Annotated in this window: 15 protein-coding genes; all 15 read right to left on the bottom strand. The window is 62.4% G+C overall.

Going from position 1 to position 19,260, the window contains the following annotated elements:
* Nucleotides 1-1,671, bottom strand: coding sequence for a CTP synthase (pyrG, locus tag AC52Q4_RS00965; protein WP_495534925.1), 1,671 nt, complete (start codon nt 1,669-1,671; stop codon nt 1-3).
* Between the two features lie 85 nt (nt 1,672-1,756).
* Nucleotides 1,757-3,094 carry a tRNA lysidine(34) synthetase TilS gene (gene tilS, locus AC52Q4_RS00960; RefSeq protein ID WP_495534924.1) on the bottom strand — a complete coding sequence of 446 codons (1,338 nt, stop codon included), beginning with the start codon at nt 3,092-3,094 and terminating at the stop codon, nt 1,757-1,759.
* Between the two features lie 13 nt (nt 3,095-3,107).
* Nucleotides 3,108-4,064 carry an acetyl-CoA carboxylase carboxyltransferase subunit alpha gene (locus AC52Q4_RS00955; protein ID WP_495534943.1) on the bottom strand — a complete coding sequence of 319 codons (957 nt, stop codon included), beginning with the start codon at nt 4,062-4,064 and terminating at the stop codon, nt 3,108-3,110.
* A 218-nt stretch (nt 4,065-4,282) separates the two neighbouring features.
* Nucleotides 4,283-7,810: a DNA polymerase III subunit alpha gene (gene dnaE / locus AC52Q4_RS00950; protein WP_495534923.1), complete on the bottom strand. Its 3,528-nt coding sequence runs from the start codon at nt 7,808-7,810 to the stop codon at nt 4,283-4,285.
* A gap of 168 nt (nt 7,811-7,978) precedes the next feature.
* Nucleotides 7,979-8,566, bottom strand: coding sequence for a ribonuclease HII (gene rnhB / locus AC52Q4_RS00945; RefSeq protein ID WP_495534922.1), 588 nt, complete (start codon nt 8,564-8,566; stop codon nt 7,979-7,981).
* Between the two features lie 4 nt (nt 8,567-8,570).
* Entirely contained in the window at nt 8,571-9,710 is a 1,140-nt protein-coding gene (gene lpxB, locus AC52Q4_RS00940) for a lipid-A-disaccharide synthase (RefSeq protein WP_495534921.1), read from the bottom strand.
* A 137-nt stretch (nt 9,711-9,847) separates the two neighbouring features.
* Nucleotides 9,848-10,642: an acyl-ACP--UDP-N-acetylglucosamine O-acyltransferase gene (lpxA, locus tag AC52Q4_RS00935; RefSeq protein ID WP_495534920.1), complete on the bottom strand. Its 795-nt coding sequence runs from the start codon at nt 10,640-10,642 to the stop codon at nt 9,848-9,850.
* Entirely contained in the window at nt 10,621-11,070 is a 450-nt protein-coding gene (gene fabZ, locus AC52Q4_RS00930; RefSeq protein WP_495534919.1) for a 3-hydroxyacyl-ACP dehydratase FabZ, read from the bottom strand. Before fabZ ends, lpxA begins: the two co-directional genes overlap by 22 nt.
* 21 nt (nt 11,071-11,091) lie before the next feature.
* Entirely contained in the window at nt 11,092-12,156 is a 1,065-nt protein-coding gene (gene lpxD, locus AC52Q4_RS00925) for a UDP-3-O-(3-hydroxymyristoyl)glucosamine N-acyltransferase (RefSeq protein ID WP_495534918.1), read from the bottom strand.
* A 51-nt stretch (nt 12,157-12,207) separates the two neighbouring features.
* A complete protein-coding gene (locus AC52Q4_RS00920) occupies nt 12,208-12,735 on the bottom strand; it encodes an OmpH/Skp family outer membrane protein (RefSeq protein ID WP_495534917.1) in 528 nt (175 codons plus the stop codon).
* A 28-nt stretch (nt 12,736-12,763) separates the two neighbouring features.
* The gene (gene bamA, locus AC52Q4_RS00915) at nt 12,764-15,040 is read right to left on the bottom strand and encodes an outer membrane protein assembly factor BamA (protein WP_495534916.1); all 2,277 of its coding nucleotides are present in this window, start codon (nt 15,038-15,040) and stop codon (nt 12,764-12,766) included.
* Nucleotides 15,041-15,061: 21 nt separating this feature from the next.
* A complete protein-coding gene (gene rseP, locus AC52Q4_RS00910; RefSeq protein WP_495534915.1) occupies nt 15,062-16,429 on the bottom strand; it encodes an RIP metalloprotease RseP in 1,368 nt (455 codons plus the stop codon).
* Nucleotides 16,429-17,622, bottom strand: a complete 1,194-nt coding sequence (ispC, locus tag AC52Q4_RS00905; protein WP_495534914.1) for a 1-deoxy-D-xylulose-5-phosphate reductoisomerase — start codon at nt 17,620-17,622, stop codon at nt 16,429-16,431. Before ispC ends, rseP begins: the two co-directional genes overlap by 1 nt.
* Before the next feature lie 4 nt (nt 17,623-17,626).
* Complete coding sequence (locus AC52Q4_RS00900; RefSeq protein ID WP_495534913.1) at nt 17,627-18,460, bottom strand: phosphatidate cytidylyltransferase; 834 nt, start codon at nt 18,458-18,460, stop codon at nt 17,627-17,629.
* Entirely contained in the window at nt 18,453-19,223 is a 771-nt protein-coding gene (uppS, locus tag AC52Q4_RS00895) for a polyprenyl diphosphate synthase (RefSeq protein ID WP_495534942.1), read from the bottom strand. Before uppS ends, AC52Q4_RS00900 begins: the two co-directional genes overlap by 8 nt.
* Between the last annotated feature and the right edge of the window lie 37 nt (nt 19,224-19,260).

The following is a 19,260-nucleotide window of genomic DNA, read 5'->3' as shown; positions in this document are numbered from 1 at the left end:
CTAGCTCCTTTCCGTGACAGGCGCCGCTACCAAGGGGTCAGCGCCGGTGCGTCTCTGGCACTCGGCGGCCGCGCGTATGAAATGGGTAAACAACGGATGTCCGTCACGCGGAGCCGAAGTGAATTCAGGATGAAACTGGCAGGCGAGAAACCAGGGATGATCCGGTAGCTCGATCACCTCGACCAGCATGTTATCCCGAGACCAGCCCGAGATTCGCAAACCCGCCTCGCTCAAAGCTTCGGCATACCGATTGTTGAATTCGTAGCGGTGGCGGTGGCGCTCAAAAATGGTGTCCTTGCCGTAGATACGGTGGATACGGGTATTCGGCACCAGGCGACACAATTGGCTGCCCAGACGCATACTTCCGCCCAGATCGCAGTGCGCGTCGCGATATTCCGCCAGGCCCTCCGGGTTCATCCACTCGGAGATGAGACCGATGACCGGATCTCGCGGATTCGCCAAAAACTCCGTGCTGTGGGCCTGTGCAAAGCCGCCGACGGAGCGGGCGAATTCGATCACCGCCACCTGCATGCCCAGACAAATTCCCAGATAGGGGATACCCTGTCGGCGCGCATAGCCGGCCGCGCTGATCTTACCTTCCACGCCCCGTTCGCCGAAACCACCCGGCACCAGGATCGCATCCGCGCTCTCGAGAATCTCTGGCCCCTTGCGCTCGATCTCTTCAGAGTCGACATAACGGATGTTGATTTTCAATCGACTCTGCACACCGGCATGGCGCAGCGCCTCATTGAGCGACATATACGCATCGGTGAGGTTGACGTACTTGCCCACCATGGCGACTGTGACTTGGCCCTCGGGATGCTGCATGGCGCGTACGACGCGTTGCCAATCAGCCAAGTCCGCCGGCGGCAGCACCAGACCGAGTTTCTCAGCGACGATTTGATCCAGCCCCTGGTCGTGCAGCAGCCCCGGGACCTTGTAGATGTTGTCCACGTCGACCGCGGTAATCACCGCCCGCGGCTCGACATTGGTGAACAAGGCGATCTTGCGCCGCTCCTCTTCCGGAATGGCACAGGAAGCCCGGCACAGCAGGATATCCGGCTGAATGCCGATCGAGCGCAGTTCCTTGACCGAATGCTGCGTGGGCTTGGTCTTCATCTCTCCGGCGGCGCCGATGAACGGCACCAACGTCAGGTGCACGTATAGACAGCGCTCGCGGCCCAGTTCCGAGCCCATTTGACGAATGGCTTCGAGAAAAGGCAGCGACTCGATGTCGCCAACCGTACCGCCGATTTCCACCAAGGCCAGATCGGCATCACCAGCACCCTGCTCAACACAACGCTTGATCTCGTCGGTGATATGGGGGATCACCTGCACCGTGCTGCCGAGATAGTCGCCGCGCCGCTCCTTGCGTATGACGCTCTCGTAGATACGCCCAGTGGTGTAATTGTTGGCGCATGTCATGCGCGTGCGCACGAAACGCTCATAGTGCCCCAGGTCGAGGTCCGTTTCGGCGCCGTCGTCGGTGACAAATACCTCGCCGTGCTGAAACGGGCTCATCGTTCCCGGATCAACGTTGATATAAGGGTCGAGCTTGACCAGCGTGACGTTGAGACCGCGGGCCTGAAGGATGCTGCCTAGAGACGCCGCGGCGATGCCTTTCCCCAGTGAGGAGACGACACCGCCCGTAATGAAGATGAACCGCGTCATAAGGCTGCTTTCGCGACCATTCGGATCGGGAGTGGTAGTGCGGGGCCCCAGAATGGCCTTTTAAGGTAGCAGAACGCCCCTGGCTTCACAACGCAGAATCCTCCCGGTATGGCGCGAGCGCGGGGTACCAGTGCAGCTCCCAACCTGGCTCTGCGGGACCCGCGGCGAACGCCTCGGCAATGGCCAGATCCGCTACGGCCGCGAGTTCGCGACCGATGTACAGCAGCGGCAAGCGCCCTCGCACCCATGGCGGCACGGCCCGCTCCTGGAGCAGACGCTTGAGCGTGCGATCCCGGGCATGCCCGCGCACGCGCATGCACTCGCCGCCTTGACGAAAACGCACCGCGATGGGCGCCCGTTGCAGACTCTGCGCCCGCAGCCCTCGGCCGATACTGGCCGTGGCCTCCAGCCGGCCCACATCCGGCACGATCAGCGGTCGCTTCATGTCCCAATGCAAAGCGCCCCCTAGCGGTTGCCCCAGACACGGCGGCAAAAGGTAGAGCCGACCCTGGTAGCGGCGTATCGTGCCATCGGCCCACTCGAGCGCGGGTTGCCGATCGGGCGCCGCGCATAGCAAGTCGGCAAGGCCCTGGCGTAATCGGCGCTCCGGCGGCGGGCGGCAATGGCGCCGCCGCATCCAGGTTCGCAGCAGCTGCAACCGCGCGGGTTCATCCAATTCGACGACGACGGACACGGCCAGGGTCGGTCTCTCCTCCTCGCCCTTTAGCTGCCGTACCGCCCAGCGCTGCGCCAACTCTGAGGTGGTAGCGGCATGGCCCGCCAGCCGCGCCAGGCGTCCCGTCACTCCCGGCCAGCGCTTCTCCAGCAACGGCACCACGCGCTGGCGCAAGAAACTGCGGTCATGCTGCTCGCACTCGTTAGCGGGGTCGTCGACCCAGCTCAGCGCGTGGCAAGCCGCATAGGCGGCCAAATCCGCGCGGCGGAATGCCAGCAAGGGGCGGATGAGTCGACCCGCGCCGAGCGCACGTTCAACGGGCATTCCCGCAAGGCCGTCAACCCCTGTCCCCCGCAGCACTCGCAGCAGCACCGTCTCGGCCTGGTCGTCGGCATGATGCGCCGTGGCGAGGCACTCGTTAGCGGTCAAGACCGCCGCATAGGCCCGGTAGCGGGCCTTGCGAGCGGCCGCCTCCAAACCCTCGCCAGCCGCCTGCACGGTGACGCGCTCGATTCGCAGCGCCACTCCGAGGGCCTGGCATTGAGCCCTGCAGTGGGCCGCCCACTCGCCCGATTGGGTGTGCAGGCCGTGGTCGACGTGCAATGCGCGAACCGGCAAGCCTGCAGCGACCGCGGCGTGCAACAATACGGTGGAGTCGTGCCCACCGCTGTAGGCGATCCAGAGGCTCGGGACATCGCGCCAAGGCTCTACCGCGCGCGCGAACGATTCCACACTGAACGCAACCATATCGGCTCAATCGCTACTCACGGTAGCTCCCAAACCGCATGAGCCGCTCATAGCGCTGCTGCACCAAATCCGCGGTATCGAGCTCGTTCAGCCGGGCGAGGGCTTCCAACAAAGCGGCCCGCAGAATCTCGCTCATCTTGGTATAGTCCCGATGGGCGCCACCGAGCGGCTCGGTAAGAACCTCGTCGACCAGCCCCAGCTTGAGCAGCTGCTCGGCCGTGATACCCATGGCCTCGGCGGCCTCTGGCGCCTTCTCCGGGCTCTTCCAGAGTATGGCGGCGCAGCCCTCGGGCGAGATGACGGAATAGGTGCTGTAGCTCAGCATCAGCAAACGATCCCCCACCCCGATGGCGAGGGCACCACCCGAGCCGCCCTCGCCGATCACCGTGCTGATAATCGGCGTAGGTAGCTCCGCCATCGCCTTGAGGTTATAGGCAATGGCCTCGCTCTGGCCGCGTTCCTCGGCGCCGACCCCCGGATAGGCGCCGGGCGTATCGATGAAGGTCAGGACCGGCAGGCGCAAACGCGCGGCCAGCCCCATCAGCCGCAATGCCTTACGATATCCCTCCGGACGGGGCATACCGAAATTGCGCAGGATTTTCTCTTTCGTGTCACGTCCCTTTTGGTGGCCGATCACCATCACCGGGCGTCCTTCAAGGCGTGCCATGCCGCCTACGATCGCGGGATCGTCGCCGAACCGCCGGTCTCCATGCAACTCCTCGAACTCGGTGAAAATTCGCGGCAAATAATCCAGGGTGTAAGGCCGCTGGGGATGGCGGGCAAGCTGAGCAATTTGCCAAGCCGAAAGCGAGGAGAAAATCTGCTCGGTCAGCTGCCGGCTCTTCTGCTGCAGGCGGCCGATCTCATCATTGATGTTGACTTCAGCGTCATTGCCGACATAACGCAGCTCCTCGATCTTCGCCTCCAGCTCGGCGATGGGACGTTCGAAGTCGAGGCAATTTAAATTCATCATCCCTACCCAAGTCAGCACTCTGGCTATACGCAAAAATCCGTAATCGTAACATGGCCGACACGCCGCTCCGCAGGCCGCGTGGTGCAGTATGAAACCAGGGATGGATCACCGAGTCCGAGCCGAGCAGCGCGAAGCCGCTACTTTAACGAAATACCGCGGTTATTGACACTTCCCGCCGTCACGCACGGGGGAAGACACAGGCACTGTAGAACACCTCAGTAATCGATTCGCACGCTCGTCGGATCGGTGACCTGAGCAAGGCGCTTTAGCAGATCGTCGCTTGGCCGAACACTCCAGGCCTCGCCCAAACGCAAGGTCACCCCGGCCCCCTGGCCCTGGTATTCGAGCCATACGGGACAACGGCCCTGACGAAACGGCTCCAATACCTCACGCAACGCCGGTATGAAACCGTTTCCCGCCTGTGCCGCCGTAACACCGACGACCAGGCGTCGGGCATACACCTCGCGTGCCTCGCCCATATCGAGCACACGCTCGGCGGCCACTCGATAACCGTCCGTGAACTCGTCGTAGCCGAGCGCTCCTTCCACCACGAGCAACTGATCCTTGATTAAGCGGTGGTGAAAACGCTTGTAAGCTTCGGGGAAAAGGATCACATCGATGCGCCCGGTGCGATCGTCCAGAGTGATGAACCCCATGCGCCCGCCGTTTTGCGTGTAGCGCGCGCGTAGCGCCACCACCAGGCCGGCCACGACGACCGCCTTGCGCTCTGCCTCGCGCGTGGGTGCCACACCCCGTTGCGGCTCGCCGAGGCTACCCGCGTTGAGTTGCTTCAATCGCGCACTGACGATACTGTCCAGTTCGGCTTCATAGCGATCAATTGGATGGCCCGTAAGGTAGAGGCCGAGCGTTGCCTTCTCGGCCGCCAGCCGCTCCTGCTCCTCCCACTCCGCCACGCTTGAACTCGGCGCCGCCGATGACGCGTCCTCGAGCGGCGTCGCCCCGAGGCCGAACAGGTCCACCTGACCGGCATCCCGATTCCGGCATTGTTGCTCGGCGGATTGCAACGCTTGCGGCAAATAATGCCATGCACTGGCGCGATTGGCGGCCAGACCGTCGAGGCTGCCCGAGCGTATCAAGGCCTCTATGACGCGTTTGTTGACCCGCCGCAGATCGACCCGGCGACACAGATCGAAGAGATCGGCGTAAGGACCATTCGCCTCGCGCTGCTCGAGCAAGGCCTCGATGGCGGACAGCCCAATGCCCTTCACCGCTCCCAAGCCGTAAACGATATGGCGGCCTTCCCGGGCCCGGAACTTGTATTCGGAGCGGTTGACATCCGGTGGCTCGACGACGAGTTGCATGCTGCGGCACTCCTCGATCAGAGCGACCACCTTGTCGGTGTTGTCGAGGTCCGCGGACAGCACGGCCGCCATGAAAGGCGCCGGATAGTGGGCTTTGAGCCAGGCCGTTTGGTAAGCGAGCAACGCATAGGCAGCCGAGTGGGACTTGTTGAAGCCGTACCCGGCGAATTTCTCCATCAGATCGAAGAGCCCTTCGGCTTGGCGCCGGGGTACGCCCTGCTCAGTCGCGCCTTTGAGGAATATATGGCGCTGCTCTGCCATCTCCTGCGCCTTTTTCTTGCCCATGGCGCGACGCAAAAGATCAGCGCTTCCGAGACTGTACCCCGCCAGGCTCTGGGCGATCTGCATCACCTGTTCCTGGTAAAGGATGATGCCGTAGGTTGGCTTGAGAACCGGTTTCAGTGCCTCGTGGTGGAGTTCTCGGGTGGGATAAGCCACGGGCGCCCGACCGTGTTTGCGTGCAATGAAGTCATCCACCATGCCCGACTGCAAGGGCCCGGGACGAAACAGCGCCACCAACGCGATGATGTCCTCGAAGCTATCCGGCTGCAGACGCCGCATCAGGTCTTTCATGCCTCGCGACTCAAGCTGAAATACCGCCGTGGTAGCGCAGCGCCTGAGCAACTCGAAGGTCTTGCCGTCATCCAAGGCAATGGTATTGATATCGACCTCCGGCTCATCGCTCGCGCGAGGCAGCGTATTGACTGCCTTGACCGTCCAATCGATGATCGTCAGCGTGCGCAAGCCCAGAAAATCGAATTTCACCAGGCCAACCGCTTCGATATCATCCTTGTCATACTGGGTCGCCAACCCCTGCCCGCCCGGTTCGCAGTAAAGCGGCGCGAAATCGGTGAGCTCGGAGGGCGCAATCACGACACCGCCGGCGTGCCGCCCCACATTGCGCGCCAAGCCTTCCAGCTTGCAGGCCATATCCAGCAGAAGTCGGACCTCCTCGTCGTCGCGGTAGAGCCGGTCCAGCTCCTCCTCCTGCTCCCGCGCTTTGTTCAAGGTGATCCCGATCTCAAAGGGAATCAGTTTGGCGATGCGGTCCACATAGCCGTACGGATGGCCGAGCACCCGGCCCACATCGCGTACCACGGCGCGGGCCGCCATGGTGCCGTGGGTAACGATTTGCGAGACCTTGTCACGGCCGTAACGCTCACCGACATAGTCGATAACGCGATCGCGATTCTCCATGCAGAAATCGACATCGAAGTCGGGCATCGAGACCCGCTCCGGATTGAGGAAGCGCTCGAAGAGCAAGTCATAGCACAGCGGGTCCAAGTCGGTGATTTGCAACGCATAGGCGACCAGCGAGCCGGCTCCGGAGCCACGTCCCGGCCCGACCGGAATCGCATGTCGCTTCGCCCAGCGGATGAAATCCGCCACGATCAGAAAATAGCCGGGAAATCCCATTTCGATGATCACGCCGAGCTCGCGCTCGAGACGCTCTGTGTAGCGTCGCCGGTGCGCATCGCCGTCCGGGTGATCCGGCTCCAAGGTCCCTCGCAGCCGCTGTTCCAGTCCCTGCCCGGCCTCTCGACGCAGCACGGCCTCGACGCTCATCCCCTCGGGAATGGGATATGCCGGTAAGGCGCTGCGGCTCAGGGTGAGATGGAGGTTGCAACGGCGCGCAATCTCAAGCGAATTTTCCAACGCCTCCGGGAGATCGGCGAACAGAGCGGCCATTTCCTCAGGCGTGCGCAGATATTGCTGCTCGCTATGAACCCGTGGACGGTGCTTGTCATCCAGTGTGCGGCCCTCCTGGATGCACACCCGCACCTCATGCGCGGCGTAATCCTGCGCGCGCAGAAAACGCACGTCATTGCTCGCCACGACCGGCACACCGCGTGCGCTCGCCAGCTCCACCGCTGCCTGCACATGCTCCTCGTCACCCGGGCGCCCGGTGCGCTGAAGCTCCAGATAGTAGCGCTCGCCAAATTGCTCCTGCCAGAAGTCGAGTTTGCGCGCGGCAAGTACGGGCTCGCCGGCAAGCAGGGCACGTCCGACATCGCCTTCGCGCGCTGCGGAGAGAGCGATCAGCCCGGCCGACTGACCGCGTAGCCACTCCCGATCGATCACCGGGATTCCCAGCTGTTGACCCTCGAGATAACTGCGGGTGAGGACGCGGGTAAGCGCGCGATACCCTTGAGCGTTCGCGCACAGCAGGACGAGGCGCGTATGTCCCTCGGGAACTCCGGCATCCGCGATGCGCACATCGGCACCGATGATGGGTTTGATGCCCGCGTTCACGGCCGCTCGGTAGAACTTCACCGCGCCGAATAAATTGCCGAGGTCCGTGAGCGCCACGGCTGGCATACCGGCCTGCGCCACCGCCTGCATCAGAGGCTTTACTCGAATCAGGCCATCTTGAAGCGAGAACTCACTGTGAAGATGCAGGTGTGCGAAAGAAGCAGACATGGCTTGCCTTGTTCGTCTGGTGCCGGGTTGATGTCGCGGCTCGGTGCCATACTGACGGCGTCGAACGCCCGAGGTGCGTGGGGCGCAAGACGCGCAACATTCGCCGGCCGCGGCGAGCGTGACGCCGGGCGATCCTGCCGCGAGGCCGATCGGCTCAGGCCCGGCGCGTCACGGCGTGCCAAGCAGTTCGCGCACGGGCCGAAACGAGCGACGATGAACGGGCGCCGGGCCGAGGCGGCGCAACGCGGCCAAATGCTCTTGTGTACCGTATCCTTTGTGCCGAGCCAAGCCGTAGCCGGGATAGCGCTGTTCCAGCGCGGCCATTTCGGCGTCGCGTGCCACCTTCGCCAGGATGGAGGCGGCACTGATCGCCTTGACAGTAACGTCTCCGCGCACGATAGCGCTTACGCGGCACGGCAGCGAGGGCTTATCACGACCGTCGACCAGCACGAGTCCGGGATTGGGAACAAGCGCGGCCACCGCCCGCTGCATCGCGAGCAAACTCGCCTGAAGGATGTTGAGCTGATCGATCTCTTCGACTTCCGCCCGACCGAGCGCCCAGCCTATGGCGCGCTCGCAAATGAGCTCCGCCAGCTCGCTGCGCCGCGCGGCCGTTAGGCTTTTCGAGTCGGCGATCCCCGCAATGGGCGCCGGGGCAAGTATCACGGCCGCCGCGAACACCGGGCCGGCGAGCGGTCCTCGACCGGCCTCATCGATACCGGCGATGTGAACGGCCTGTGGGGGCAATTCAAGCATCCGCTCATCCGGTCACGAGTTGCTCCAATGCATCCGCCGCACGCTCATCCGCGTTACGCCGCAACGCGCCATGCAGCTGCCGGAAGCGATGACGAAGGTAGCTTGCCCGCACCGGGTCGTCGAGCAATTCCTCGACGGCACTCACCAGTCGGTGGGGCGTGGCGCGGCCCTGAATGTATTCGGGCACCAGCGCCTCTTCGGCGAGCAGGTTGGGCAGCGCGAAATAGCGCGTCTTGATCAATCTCAGTGTCGCAACCACAGCGGCGGTCACTGGGGCAACGCGATAGGCAACAACCATAGGGCGCTGCAACAGCATGGCCTCCAGTGTCGCGGTGCCCGAAGCCGTGAGCACGACGTCGGCCGCCCCCATGACCGCCTCGACCTCGCCCTCAATTAATCGGCAGCCGACCACGCCGAGCGCTTCGAGCTGGCGCGCAAACTGCCGTCGCAACGCCGGTGTCGCCATAGCCGCGGTCAGCTGCAGACCCGGGCGACGACGCAGGAGCGTAGCCATTGCCGCCGCGAAGACGGGCCCCATCCGGGAGACCTCGCTTTGCCGGCTACCGGGCAGCACGGCAAGCACAGGCACACCGAGCGGCAGGTTGAGGCGGCTACGAAAAACGCTCGCATCAGGCTCGAGCGCATAGCGATCGGCCGCTGGGTGTCCGACGAACACCACCGGCACCCCCCGCGCCTGGTAGTAATGCGACTCAAAGGGCAGCAATGCCAGCATGAGATCAACGGAGCGCGCGATGTTCTTGATACGCCACTGCCGCCACGCCCACACGGAGGGGCTCACGTAGTGGGCCGTAGGCACACCGAGTGCACGCAAACGCCGCTCCAGCCCCAGATTGAAATCGGGCGAATCGATGCCGATGAATACATCGGGCGGATGGGCGCGAAGACGTTGCACGAGACGACGGCGCAACGCAATCAGTCCCGGCAGATGGCGCAGCACCTCGGCCAGACCCATGACCGAGAGCGCCTCCATGGGGTAGAAGCTGCGCAAACCCGCTGCCATCATGGCCGGCCCGCCGATACCCTCGAAGCGCGCATCCGCATGACGGCGTTTTAGCGCCTGAATCAGCCCGGCACCGAGGAGATCGCCCGAGAGCTCACCGGCGACCATGGCGATGCGTTGCATAGTGCCTCCAGCACGTGCTCTCGCCTACGCGAGCGGTCTCGCCCGCGGCGCGGGCGCTCCGCGCGGGATCGCTGGAGCGAACACCGCGCCGCCAGCGTTCGCAGGAGGGTTCTCGCCATCCCCCCGGTGAAGCCGATTCAGCGAATTATGCCGCGCTGGCTGCCACGAATGAAGTGACTGAAGGTCGCCACATCGGGCACTTCGAGACCGATCTCGTCCAACGTTGCCAATGCCGCGTCCAGCCGCAGCCCGGAGCAATACAACGTCTTGTACGCTCGCTTCAGTGCCTGCACCGTCTCCTTGGCGAAGCCGTGGCGCTGCAGGCCCTTGATGTTGATCCCGCGAGGCGTGGCACGCTGGCCGGCCGCCATCACATAAGGTGGGACGTCCCGGTCCACATGAGCCCCGAACGCCAAAAAACAATGCGCTCCCAGGCGGCTGAACTGATGTACCAAAGAGAAACCGCTCAGAATCGAATGATCGTGCACAATAACGTGCCCGGCCAGCGAGGCGTTGTTGGCGAATACGGTCGCGTTGCCTACCGCGCAATCGTGCGCGATATGGCAATACGCCATGATCCAATTATCGTCACCGACCCGGGTGATCCCGCCGCCGGCTTCGGTACCGCGGTTGATGGTGACGTATTCTCGAATCGTATTGCCGGCACCGATTTCGAGCCAGGTGCGTTCGCCCCGAAATTTCTTGTCCTGCGGTATTTCGCCAATTGAGGCGAATTGAAAAATACGGTTGTTGCGGCCGATGCGCGTCGGCCCCTGAATAACGACATGCGGACCAATCCATGTCCCCGTCAGAATCTGCACCTCTGGACCGATGACCGCGTACGGCCCGACCACGACATCATCAGCGAGCTCCGCTGCAGGATCAATGACGGCACGGGGATGGATCACGCTCAGATTTCCCGCATCGTGCAACGGATTTGCGCTTGAGCAACAAGGGTGTCCTGAACGTGGGATTCGGCCGCAAACATCCAGATCCCGCGCATGCTGCGGCTAAAGCTTACCGCCAGCCGCAGTTGGTCACCGGGCTCTACCGGGCGCTTGAATTTCGCCTTCTCGATGCCGACCAGATAGAAAATCTTCGTGGCATCCGGCTGCTCCTCGTCGGGCTGCTGTTCCCGAGTCTTGAACGCGAGCAAGCCACACGCCTGTGCCATGGCTTCCAAAATGAGCACCCCCGGCATCACCGGCCGTTGCGGGAAATGCCCGCTGAAATAGGGCTCGTTAATCGATACGTTTTTGATACCCACGAGCATCTCTCCGGGAACGCATTCCAGGACCCGATCGATCATGAGAAACGGGAACCGGTGCGGCAGATTGTTGAGGATGCCGTGAATATCCATGGTCTTGTTATACCCGCTATGCTATTTGGATCGAGGGAGCTCGTTTTCCCCGGCCTGTAGCTCCGCAAGCTCCTGCTGAAGACGCCGCAGCTGCCGGGCCATATCGTCGAGCTGATTGAAACGCACCGCATTGCGTCGCCACCGTCGGGTGGGCGATATGTGCGTGCCGGACGAGTAGTCGCCGGGCTCTCGGATGTCATGGGTGACCATCGCCATGCCCGTCATCCGCGCCCCGTCGCAGATACGCAAATGACCGGCCAATCCGGCGCCACCCCCAATGCTACAGTACCTGCCGACTCGCGTGCTGCCGGAGACGGCCGAACAGCCGGCCATTGCGGTATGCGCCCCCAGACGCACGTTGTGGGCGACCTGCACCAGATTGTCGATCTTGACGCCTTCCTCGATCACCGTGTCCCCGAGTGCCCCCCGATCGACCGCCGTATTAGCGCCAATCTCCACATCGTCGGCGATGATAACGCGGCCTACCTGCGGCACCTTGACCCAGCGACCACCGTCGTTCGCGTAACCAAAACCGTCGCAGCCCAGAACGGCGCCGGAGTGGACGATGACACGCCGGCCCAGAATCGTATTGGAATAGATCGTCACATTCGCCATCAAACGGCTATCTTCACCGACTTCGACCGCTTCACCGATCACACAGCCGGCCCCCACACTGACGTGGCGAGCGAGATAGGCGCCACGCGCAACGCTTGCCTGCGGGCCCACGGCCACCGCACTCTCCAATATCGCCTCCGGATGCACCCAGGCGGTCGGATGTATCCCCGGCATGGGCTGCACGGCACCCATGAGGTGCTGCGCGGCTCGGGCAAACGCCACGTGAGGGTCCTCGCAGACCAATGCCGCCACAGGCGCCGCCGCAAGATCCTGGGCGCGCAAGATCACGGCCCCTGCGCGAGTATGCGCCAGATAGCGACGATGGCGGCTGTCGGCCAGGAAGCACAACGCGTCGGGCCGCGCCTCCTCAAGCGAGGCGACACGCCGAATTCGCTTCGAGCCGTCCCCTTCGAGCCGCGCCCCGATCAGGTTCGCCAGCGTTGCGAGGCTCACGCCGTGCGGATCTGTCATGGCATGGTGCACACACGAGACTCTTGAGACCGCTCCATGCCCGTCACGGCCTCACCTGCCCGACTGATAATCCCGGCGCAAGCGCTCTATGATGCGGTCCGTGATATCGATCTCAGAACTCGCATAGATCACGCCGTCGGTGACGATAAGATCGAAACCTTGCTCCTTGGCGAACCCACCCACCGTCCTTACGATCCGCCGCTGGAGGTTGGCGAGTTCCTCATTGCGCCGCATGTTGAAATCCTCGCGGAACGCCTCTTGGGTGCGCTGAACGTCCCGGCGACGGGCGATAATTTCCCGCTGCAGGCCCATCTTTTTCTCATCGCTCATCACGGCGCCATCACGCTGCATCCGTGCCTCGAGTTCGCTCAAATCTTTCTGCATGGCCACAATTTCTTGATCCCTCGGAGCGAATTCCTTCTCTAACTTTTTCCGGGCCGCTTCCGCCTGCGGCGCCTGCGAGGAGACCCGCGCCGGGTTAACGAAGCCGATCTTGAGCTCGGCCGCCCTCACGGTCCCCATCATCGCGATGATGAGGGCAACAGCACCGAGCAACACCGGTATATTTCGAATATTCATAAAGCTCTGATCATCGTTCCTAGCGTGTTCAAAAGAACGAGCCAACCGAGAATTGGAAGAACTGGGTGTCGTCATTGGATTTCGCATTTAACGGTCGCGCAAGGCTTATTGTCAACGGACCCAGGGGCGAGAACCACGTCACTGCCAAGCCCGCTGAGTAGCGCAGGTCGCTCAGATCAACGTCGCCGCGAAGGGTATCGTAGACTTGGCCAAAATCGATGAATGTGGTGAGCTGAGCCGATTTCGGATCGACGAAAGGCGTCGGGAAACGCAACCCGGCGCTGCCCAACAAACGCAAATTCCCTCCCGTTTGATCGTTGTTCTCGTCTCGCGGCCCGAGTGCGTTGATGTTGAAACCACGAATCGTGGAGATGCCACCGGCGAAATAATTTTTGAAAAACGGCAGCGTATCGGTGTCGCCGTAGCCGTCCCCATAACTCACCGTGCTGCTCAATATGAGGGTCAGATTTTTCGTCAAGCCCTTGAAATACTGCTGCTCGGCATTGAGCCGGAAATACTGCAGCTGACTTCCGGGTAGCGCCAACTGGCCGGTGAAATGCTGCCGCCAGCCCTCATCCGGGAAAATCGCGCGATTGCGCGAATCGTGTAGCCATCCGAGGGACGTGTTGACCGTCCAATTCTGCTTGCCGTTGCGGTCGACGAACGATTGCTGCAGCGTTGTCGGATTGTTGGTGAGATCGAGCGTCAGATTTTCGAATTCCACACCGACGTCGATCGAATCCTCATTGCTCAAGGGGATCTGATAGCCGTAGTTGGCGGTGGCCGAGGTAAAACCGTAGTTGGCCAAATTGGCCCGCCGCGCATTGGTATCGCGATAGGCCAGGCCGATGCGCCGATTGATGCCGGTCATCGTGTAGAAGCGGTCGAGATAATCGAGTTGGTAGACGGTGTTGATCCGATTGTTGTTGATGGTGAACCCCACTCGGTCGCCGCTACCGAGGAAGTTATCCTGCTGCACGCCCAGATTCAGAAGCAAACCGCTGCCGGTGCCGAACCCGATGCCGGCACGTAGGCTGCCAGTCTGGCGCTCCTCGACATCGACGTCCACATCGACCTGATCGCTCGACCCGGGCACCCGTGGGGTCTCGATGTTCACTTCCTTGAAAAAGCCCAGCCGGTTCAATCGCCGCCGTGATTGCTTGACTTTCTCGGTGGATAGCCAGCCGCCTTCGATCTGCTGCATTTCCTGACGCACCACCTCATCGCGGGTGCGCGCATTGCCGGTGATGTTGATATGCCGTACATAGACCCGTTCAGCCGGGTCGACGAAGAATGTGAGGTCGACGGTCTTTGCGTCTTCTTCAACGTCCGGCACGGCATTGACATTGGCGAAAGCGTAGCCGATCTCGCCGTATCGCTTGCGGATCGCGTCGCTGCTCTGTGTCACCGCCAGCTGTGAGTAGAGCTCGCCACCCTTCACGTTAAGGAGACGACGCAATTCCCCCTCCGGGACGATGAGATTGCCCGCCAGCTTGATATCGCGTACCCGATACTGCTCGCCTTCCGACAGGTTGACAGTGATATAGATGCGCCGCCGATCCGGGGTTATGGAAACCTGGGTCGACGTAATCGAAAAGTTGATGAAACCTCGATTCTGGTAGAAGGAGCGCAGCTGCTCCAGATCGCCAGCCAGTTTTTGGCGCGAATACTTATCCGAGTCGGAGAAAAATGCCCACCAGGCGCGTGGACCGAGCTCGAACTGGTCACGCAGCTCGTCGTCACTGAAGCGCTTGTTGCCAACGAAGTGAATCTGCTGAACCGAAGCCGTCTCACCCTCTCGTATATCGAGCCGAATGCTGACCCGGTTGCGCGGCAACGGCGAGACCGTGCTCTCGATACGCACGTCGTAATAGCCGAGCGCAAAGTATTGGCGCTGCAGCTCCCGCTCCACCGTCGCGAGCAATGAACGGTTGAACACCCGCCCCTCGGCGAGCCCCACACCTTTCAATGCCTCGAGCAGTTTATCGCTACCGATTTCGTCATTGCCGTGCAGCTCGATCCGCGCGATGGCGGGGCGCTCTACCACATCGACGATCAAAACGTTGCCGGCTCGCTCGAGCGTCACGTCCTGGAAAAAGCCCGTGCGATAGAGCACCCGTATGGACTCGGCTATTCGATCGGCATCAATGCGGTCACCCACCTGAATCGGCAGATAGTTGAAAACGGTGCCGGCGGAGATCCGTTGCAATCCCTTGATGCGAATATCCGAGACGTCGAATGCCTCTCCGGCGGCGGCGATGTGGAGCTGCACGAGCAGTGCCACCGCCAGTAGCGCTCTTTGCATTACCCCTCTCGTTGTTGGTTGCTACCGAGGTCCAATAAGGCGTGCCAGATCGTTGTAGAAGGCAAGCGCCATGAGAAAGATCAGCAAAACGATCCCGATCTGCTGACCGATCCCTTGGGCCCGGTCCGATAGCGGACGGCCTTTCACCCACTCGATGCTGTTGTAAAGCAGGTGCCCCCCATCGAGCACCGGCACCGGAAGCAGGTTGAGCACACCCAAACTGATGCTGACGATGGCGAGAAACTTCAGAAAAGGAGCCACACCGAGGCTCGCGGAAATACCCGCATATTGAGCGATGTTGATTGGCCCGCTCAGATTCTTCATGGACGCCTCGCCGAGCACCATGCGCCAGAGCATTTTCACCGTCAGCGCCGAGGCTTCCCAAGTCTGATTCAAGGAACGGCCGATGGCCTGAATCGGCCCATACTGGACGGTGTGGCGCAAACTCTCGATGTCTTGTTTCGGTATGACCGGCGTAACCCCGAGGACGCCTACCGTCGAGCCGTCTTCCGCCGTGCGGCTCCCGATCGTAACGACCACCTGGCGCTGTCGACCCGCTTGCTCGAGGGTTAAAGTGGTTTTCTCCCCGGCGCGGGGCTGAACATAGTGCACGAGGTCCTGCCAGGTATCGATTACCTGCTCATCGGCACGTACGATGGTGACACCGGGCTCAATACCCGCCTCGGCCGCCGCACTGTCCGGCAGGACCTCACTTACCTTCGGCTCCACCCGGGGCAGCCAAGGGCGAAACCCAAGCGCGGCGAGCACATCGGGGTTTTTGCCGAGCGGGCCAACCTTGTCCAAATCGAGATGGCGCGTGGTCTCGATGCCGGCCTCGGTCTCGACGTGCACATCCAGTTGCCCCGAGCCGACTCCCTTGTCCAAGAACTCCATGAGCACGTTTTCCCAGCTCGGTGTCGACTCCCCGCCGATGCGCTTTACTTCATCACCGCGCTGAAAACCGGCCAGCGCCGCCGGCGATCCATCAATGACCTCGCCGATCACGGGGCGCAGCTCGGTGCTGCCGATCACGAAGATCGCCCAGTAGGCGAAAACGGCGAATACAAAGTTGAACAGCGGGCCGGCCACGACCACGAGATTTCGCGCCCAAATCGGCTTGCGATTGAAGGCCTGCGCCTTCTGATCCTCTCGGACATCTCCCTCGCGCTCGTCGAGCATTTTGACGTAGCCGCCGAGGGGAATGCCCGCGATGGCGTACTCCGTCCCATCACGACCGATGCGCGACCAGATCGGCCGGCCGAACCCGACCGAGAAACGCAACACTTTGATGCCCACCCGCCGCGCGACCCAGAAATGGCCGAACTCATGGACGATAACCAGCACGCCGATGGCCACCACGAAGGCCAGCACGTCGATGAGAATTCCCATTAACGCCTCCCAGCCCACTCGCCAACGGCGCGCTGCGCTGCGCGCCGGGCAGCATGGTCCATGGCCAGCAGTTGCTCAAGATCTTCGGGGCACTCTGCCGAAACTGCCTCGAGCGTGGCTTCGATCACCGCGGCTATGGCGGTGAACGCGATCCGCTCCGCTAAAAACGCAGCAACGGCCACTTCATTGGCGGCATTGAGAATCGCAGGCGTCGAACCGCCGGCTTGCATCGCCTGGTAGGCCAGACCCAAACAGGGGAAGCGGCGCAGATCCGGTGCCTCGAATTCAAGCCGGCCCACGCTGAGCAAATCCAGCGGGCGCGTACCGGATGTGATGCGCCCGGGCGTCGCTAGCGCATGCGCCAGAGGCGTGCGCATATCGGGATTTCCCAGCTGCGCCAGCACCGAACCATCCACGTACTCGACCAGCGAATGCACGACGCTCTGCGGATGAATGACCGCCTCCAGGCAATCGGGTTCAATGTCGAAGAGCAAACACGCTTCAATCAGCTCCAGACCTTTGTTCATCAGCGTGGCCGAATCCACCGATATCTTTCGGCCCATCACCCAGGTGGGATGACTGCAAGCCTCCGCTGGGGTGACCGCCGGCAACTCGTCCAAGGGCCGGCAACGAAAGGGCCCGCCAGAAGCGGTCAGCAGAATACGCCGCACTCCGAGATCGTTCAGCGAACGCTGCCCGAACTCCGCTGGAAGACATTGATAAACGGCATTGTGTTCGCTGTCGACGGGGACCAGCGTCGCGTCGTTACGCCTGACCTCGGCCAGGAAGAGCGCGCCGGCCATCACCAAGGCCTCTTTGTTTGCGAGCAGGATCCGCTTCCCGGCGCGGGCCGCGGCAAGGGTGGGCAATAATCCGGCACTGCCGACAATGCCCGCGACGACGCAATCCACCTCGCTCGCGCCGGCCAACTCGCTCAGAGCGTCGCTCCCGCCGAGCACTTGCGTTGGGCACTCGGGCCGCCCCCCGAGCCGTTCGCGCAGCGTGGTCGCCGCCTGTTCGTCGGCAAGCGCCGCGTAACGGGGCTGAAAGCGCTGGCACTGTTCATACAGGCGATCGACCTCGCGATTGGCGGCCAACGCGAAAACCTCGAAACGCTGCGGATGACGGGCAATGACATCCAGCGTGTTCACGCCAATGGAGCCTGTCGCCCCGAGAATCGTTATGCGTTGCATGCGCTCAGCTGATCCCCCGCACGCCTAATGCCAAGATGGGTGCTGCGGCCAACAGGCCGTCGATGCGATCCAGGACGCCGCCATGCCCGGGCAGCAAAGCACCGCTGTCCTTGATACCTCGCTGTCGCTTGAGCATGCTTTCGAACAAGTCACCCACGATCGCGACCCCAATGGTAACCAGCGCCAGCCCGAGAAACACCATAGGGCTCACGCCCGAGGGAGCAAAGTCGAGCATCCGCCCCCAAAGGTGGTAGGCGCCACCACCGAGGACGCCCAGGAAAAGGCTGCCGAGGACACCCTCCCAGGTTTTACCCGGGCTTATCCGAAACGCCAGCTTGTGTCGCCCCCAAAGACGACCGGCAAAATAACCTCCCGTATCACCGCCCCAGACCAGCAACAGCAACATGGTAACCCAGTAAGGACCGAACGCGGGCTCGTCATGCAGAGTGACAACAGCGAACCAGAACGCCACCAGGACGAGGGCACCCACCAGCGCAGCGGCGAGCCGTGGCGGCCCACCCGTGGTTGGCCTGCGCACGAACGACGCGAGCCAGCCCATGGCAATCAACCACCAGAGCGCACCGACGATGACAATCGGCATCGCGCTGCCACCGGCACCGAGCCAAAGCCAGCCGCCGGACACGATAGCGAGGATGGCAAGCGTATATCCCAATCGAGCCGCATGGCTCTCGAGGTTGATCAAACGAGACCACTCCCAGGCGCCGAATACGGCAATAATGGCGAATGCGACCGGCAGCGCCGCAGGCGGTGCACGCCATACAATCCAAAGCATGCAGGGAATGAGCACCAAAGCCGTCAGCACGCGCCATTTAAGCACGACCGTGGCGCTCCACTTGCTCAGCGGTCATGCCGAAGCGACGTTGGCGTTGGGCGAACCAGCGCAAAGCCGTATTGAACTCCGCGGCACCGAAATCCGGCCACAGGACCTCGGTGAAGTAGAGCTCGGTATAGGCGAGCTGCCAGAGCAGAAAATTGCTGATCCGATGCTCACCGCCGGTACGGATAAAAAGATCCGGGGCCGGCAGCCCCGCGAGGCAGACGTACGTGCCGAATAGCCTTTCATCGATCGAGGCCGGGTCCCGCTTTCCGTGGGCAACCTCTTCTGCGAGTCGCCGCGCCGCCGCCGCTATGTCCCAGCGCCCGCCGTAACTGGCCGCCAGATTGAGCTGCAATCCAGAATTACCTGCCGTGAGATTCTCGGCGGCCATTATGTTGGTCCGCAGGCGCGGCGAGAATTGACGCCGTTCACCGATCAAACGCAGGCGCACATGATTTTTGTGCAGTTGCGGAGTCTCTTTCTCCAGCGTTCGGATCAAGAGCTCCATGAGCATTCCCACCTCGCTGGATGGGCGCCGCCAGTTTTCGCTGCTGAACACGAAAAGTGTCAGTGCCTTGACCCCCGCCCGGGCCGAAGCCTCGACGACTTGACGTACTGCCCGCGCGCCGGCGCGATGGCCGAGATGACGGGATTGGCGGCGGGCCTGTGCCCAGCGGCCGTTGCCGTCCTTGATACTGGCCACAAGGCGGTGGACAGCACCCTCGCTATCAGGCGCTGGGAAATCGCTCTGCTCGTCGCGCATCACAACTCCCGAACTACACCGCCAGCGGCTATCGGAT

The organism is Nitrococcus sp., from assembly GCF_059432795.1.
Note: the sequence above shows the minus strand (reverse complement) of the source record. Positions and strands in the feature narration are given on the sequence as shown.

Coding starts and splice junctions, on each gene's coding strand:
- pyrG (WP_495534925.1), bottom strand. CDS start 1,671: ATGACGCGGTTCATCTTCATTACGGGCGGTGTCGTCTCCTCACTGGGG.
- tilS (WP_495534924.1), bottom strand. CDS start 3,094: ATGGTTGCGTTCAGTGTGGAATCGTTCGCGCGCGCGGTAGAGCCTTGG.
- AC52Q4_RS00955 (WP_495534943.1), bottom strand. CDS start 4,064: ATGAATTTAAATTGCCTCGACTTCGAACGTCCCATCGCCGAGCTGGAG.
- dnaE (WP_495534923.1), bottom strand. CDS start 7,810: ATGTCTGCTTCTTTCGCACACCTGCATCTTCACAGTGAGTTCTCGCTT.
- rnhB (WP_495534922.1), bottom strand. CDS start 8,566: ATGCTTGAATTGCCCCCACAGGCCGTTCACATCGCCGGTATCGATGAG.
- lpxB (WP_495534921.1), bottom strand. CDS start 9,710: ATGCAACGCATCGCCATGGTCGCCGGTGAGCTCTCGGGCGATCTCCTC.
- fabZ (WP_495534919.1), bottom strand. CDS start 11,070: ATGGATATTCACGGCATCCTCAACAATCTGCCGCACCGGTTCCCGTTT.
- lpxD (WP_495534918.1), bottom strand. CDS start 12,156: ATGACAGATCCGCACGGCGTGAGCCTCGCAACGCTGGCGAACCTGATC.
- AC52Q4_RS00920 (WP_495534917.1), bottom strand. CDS start 12,735: ATGAATATTCGAAATATACCGGTGTTGCTCGGTGCTGTTGCCCTCATC.
- bamA (WP_495534916.1), bottom strand. CDS start 15,040: ATGCAAAGAGCGCTACTGGCGGTGGCACTGCTCGTGCAGCTCCACATC.
- rseP (WP_495534915.1), bottom strand. CDS start 16,429: ATGGGAATTCTCATCGACGTGCTGGCCTTCGTGGTGGCCATCGGCGTG.
- ispC (WP_495534914.1), bottom strand. CDS start 17,622: ATGCAACGCATAACGATTCTCGGGGCGACAGGCTCCATTGGCGTGAAC.
- uppS (WP_495534942.1), bottom strand. CDS start 19,223: ATGCGCGACGAGCAGAGCGATTTCCCAGCGCCTGATAGCGAGGGTGCT.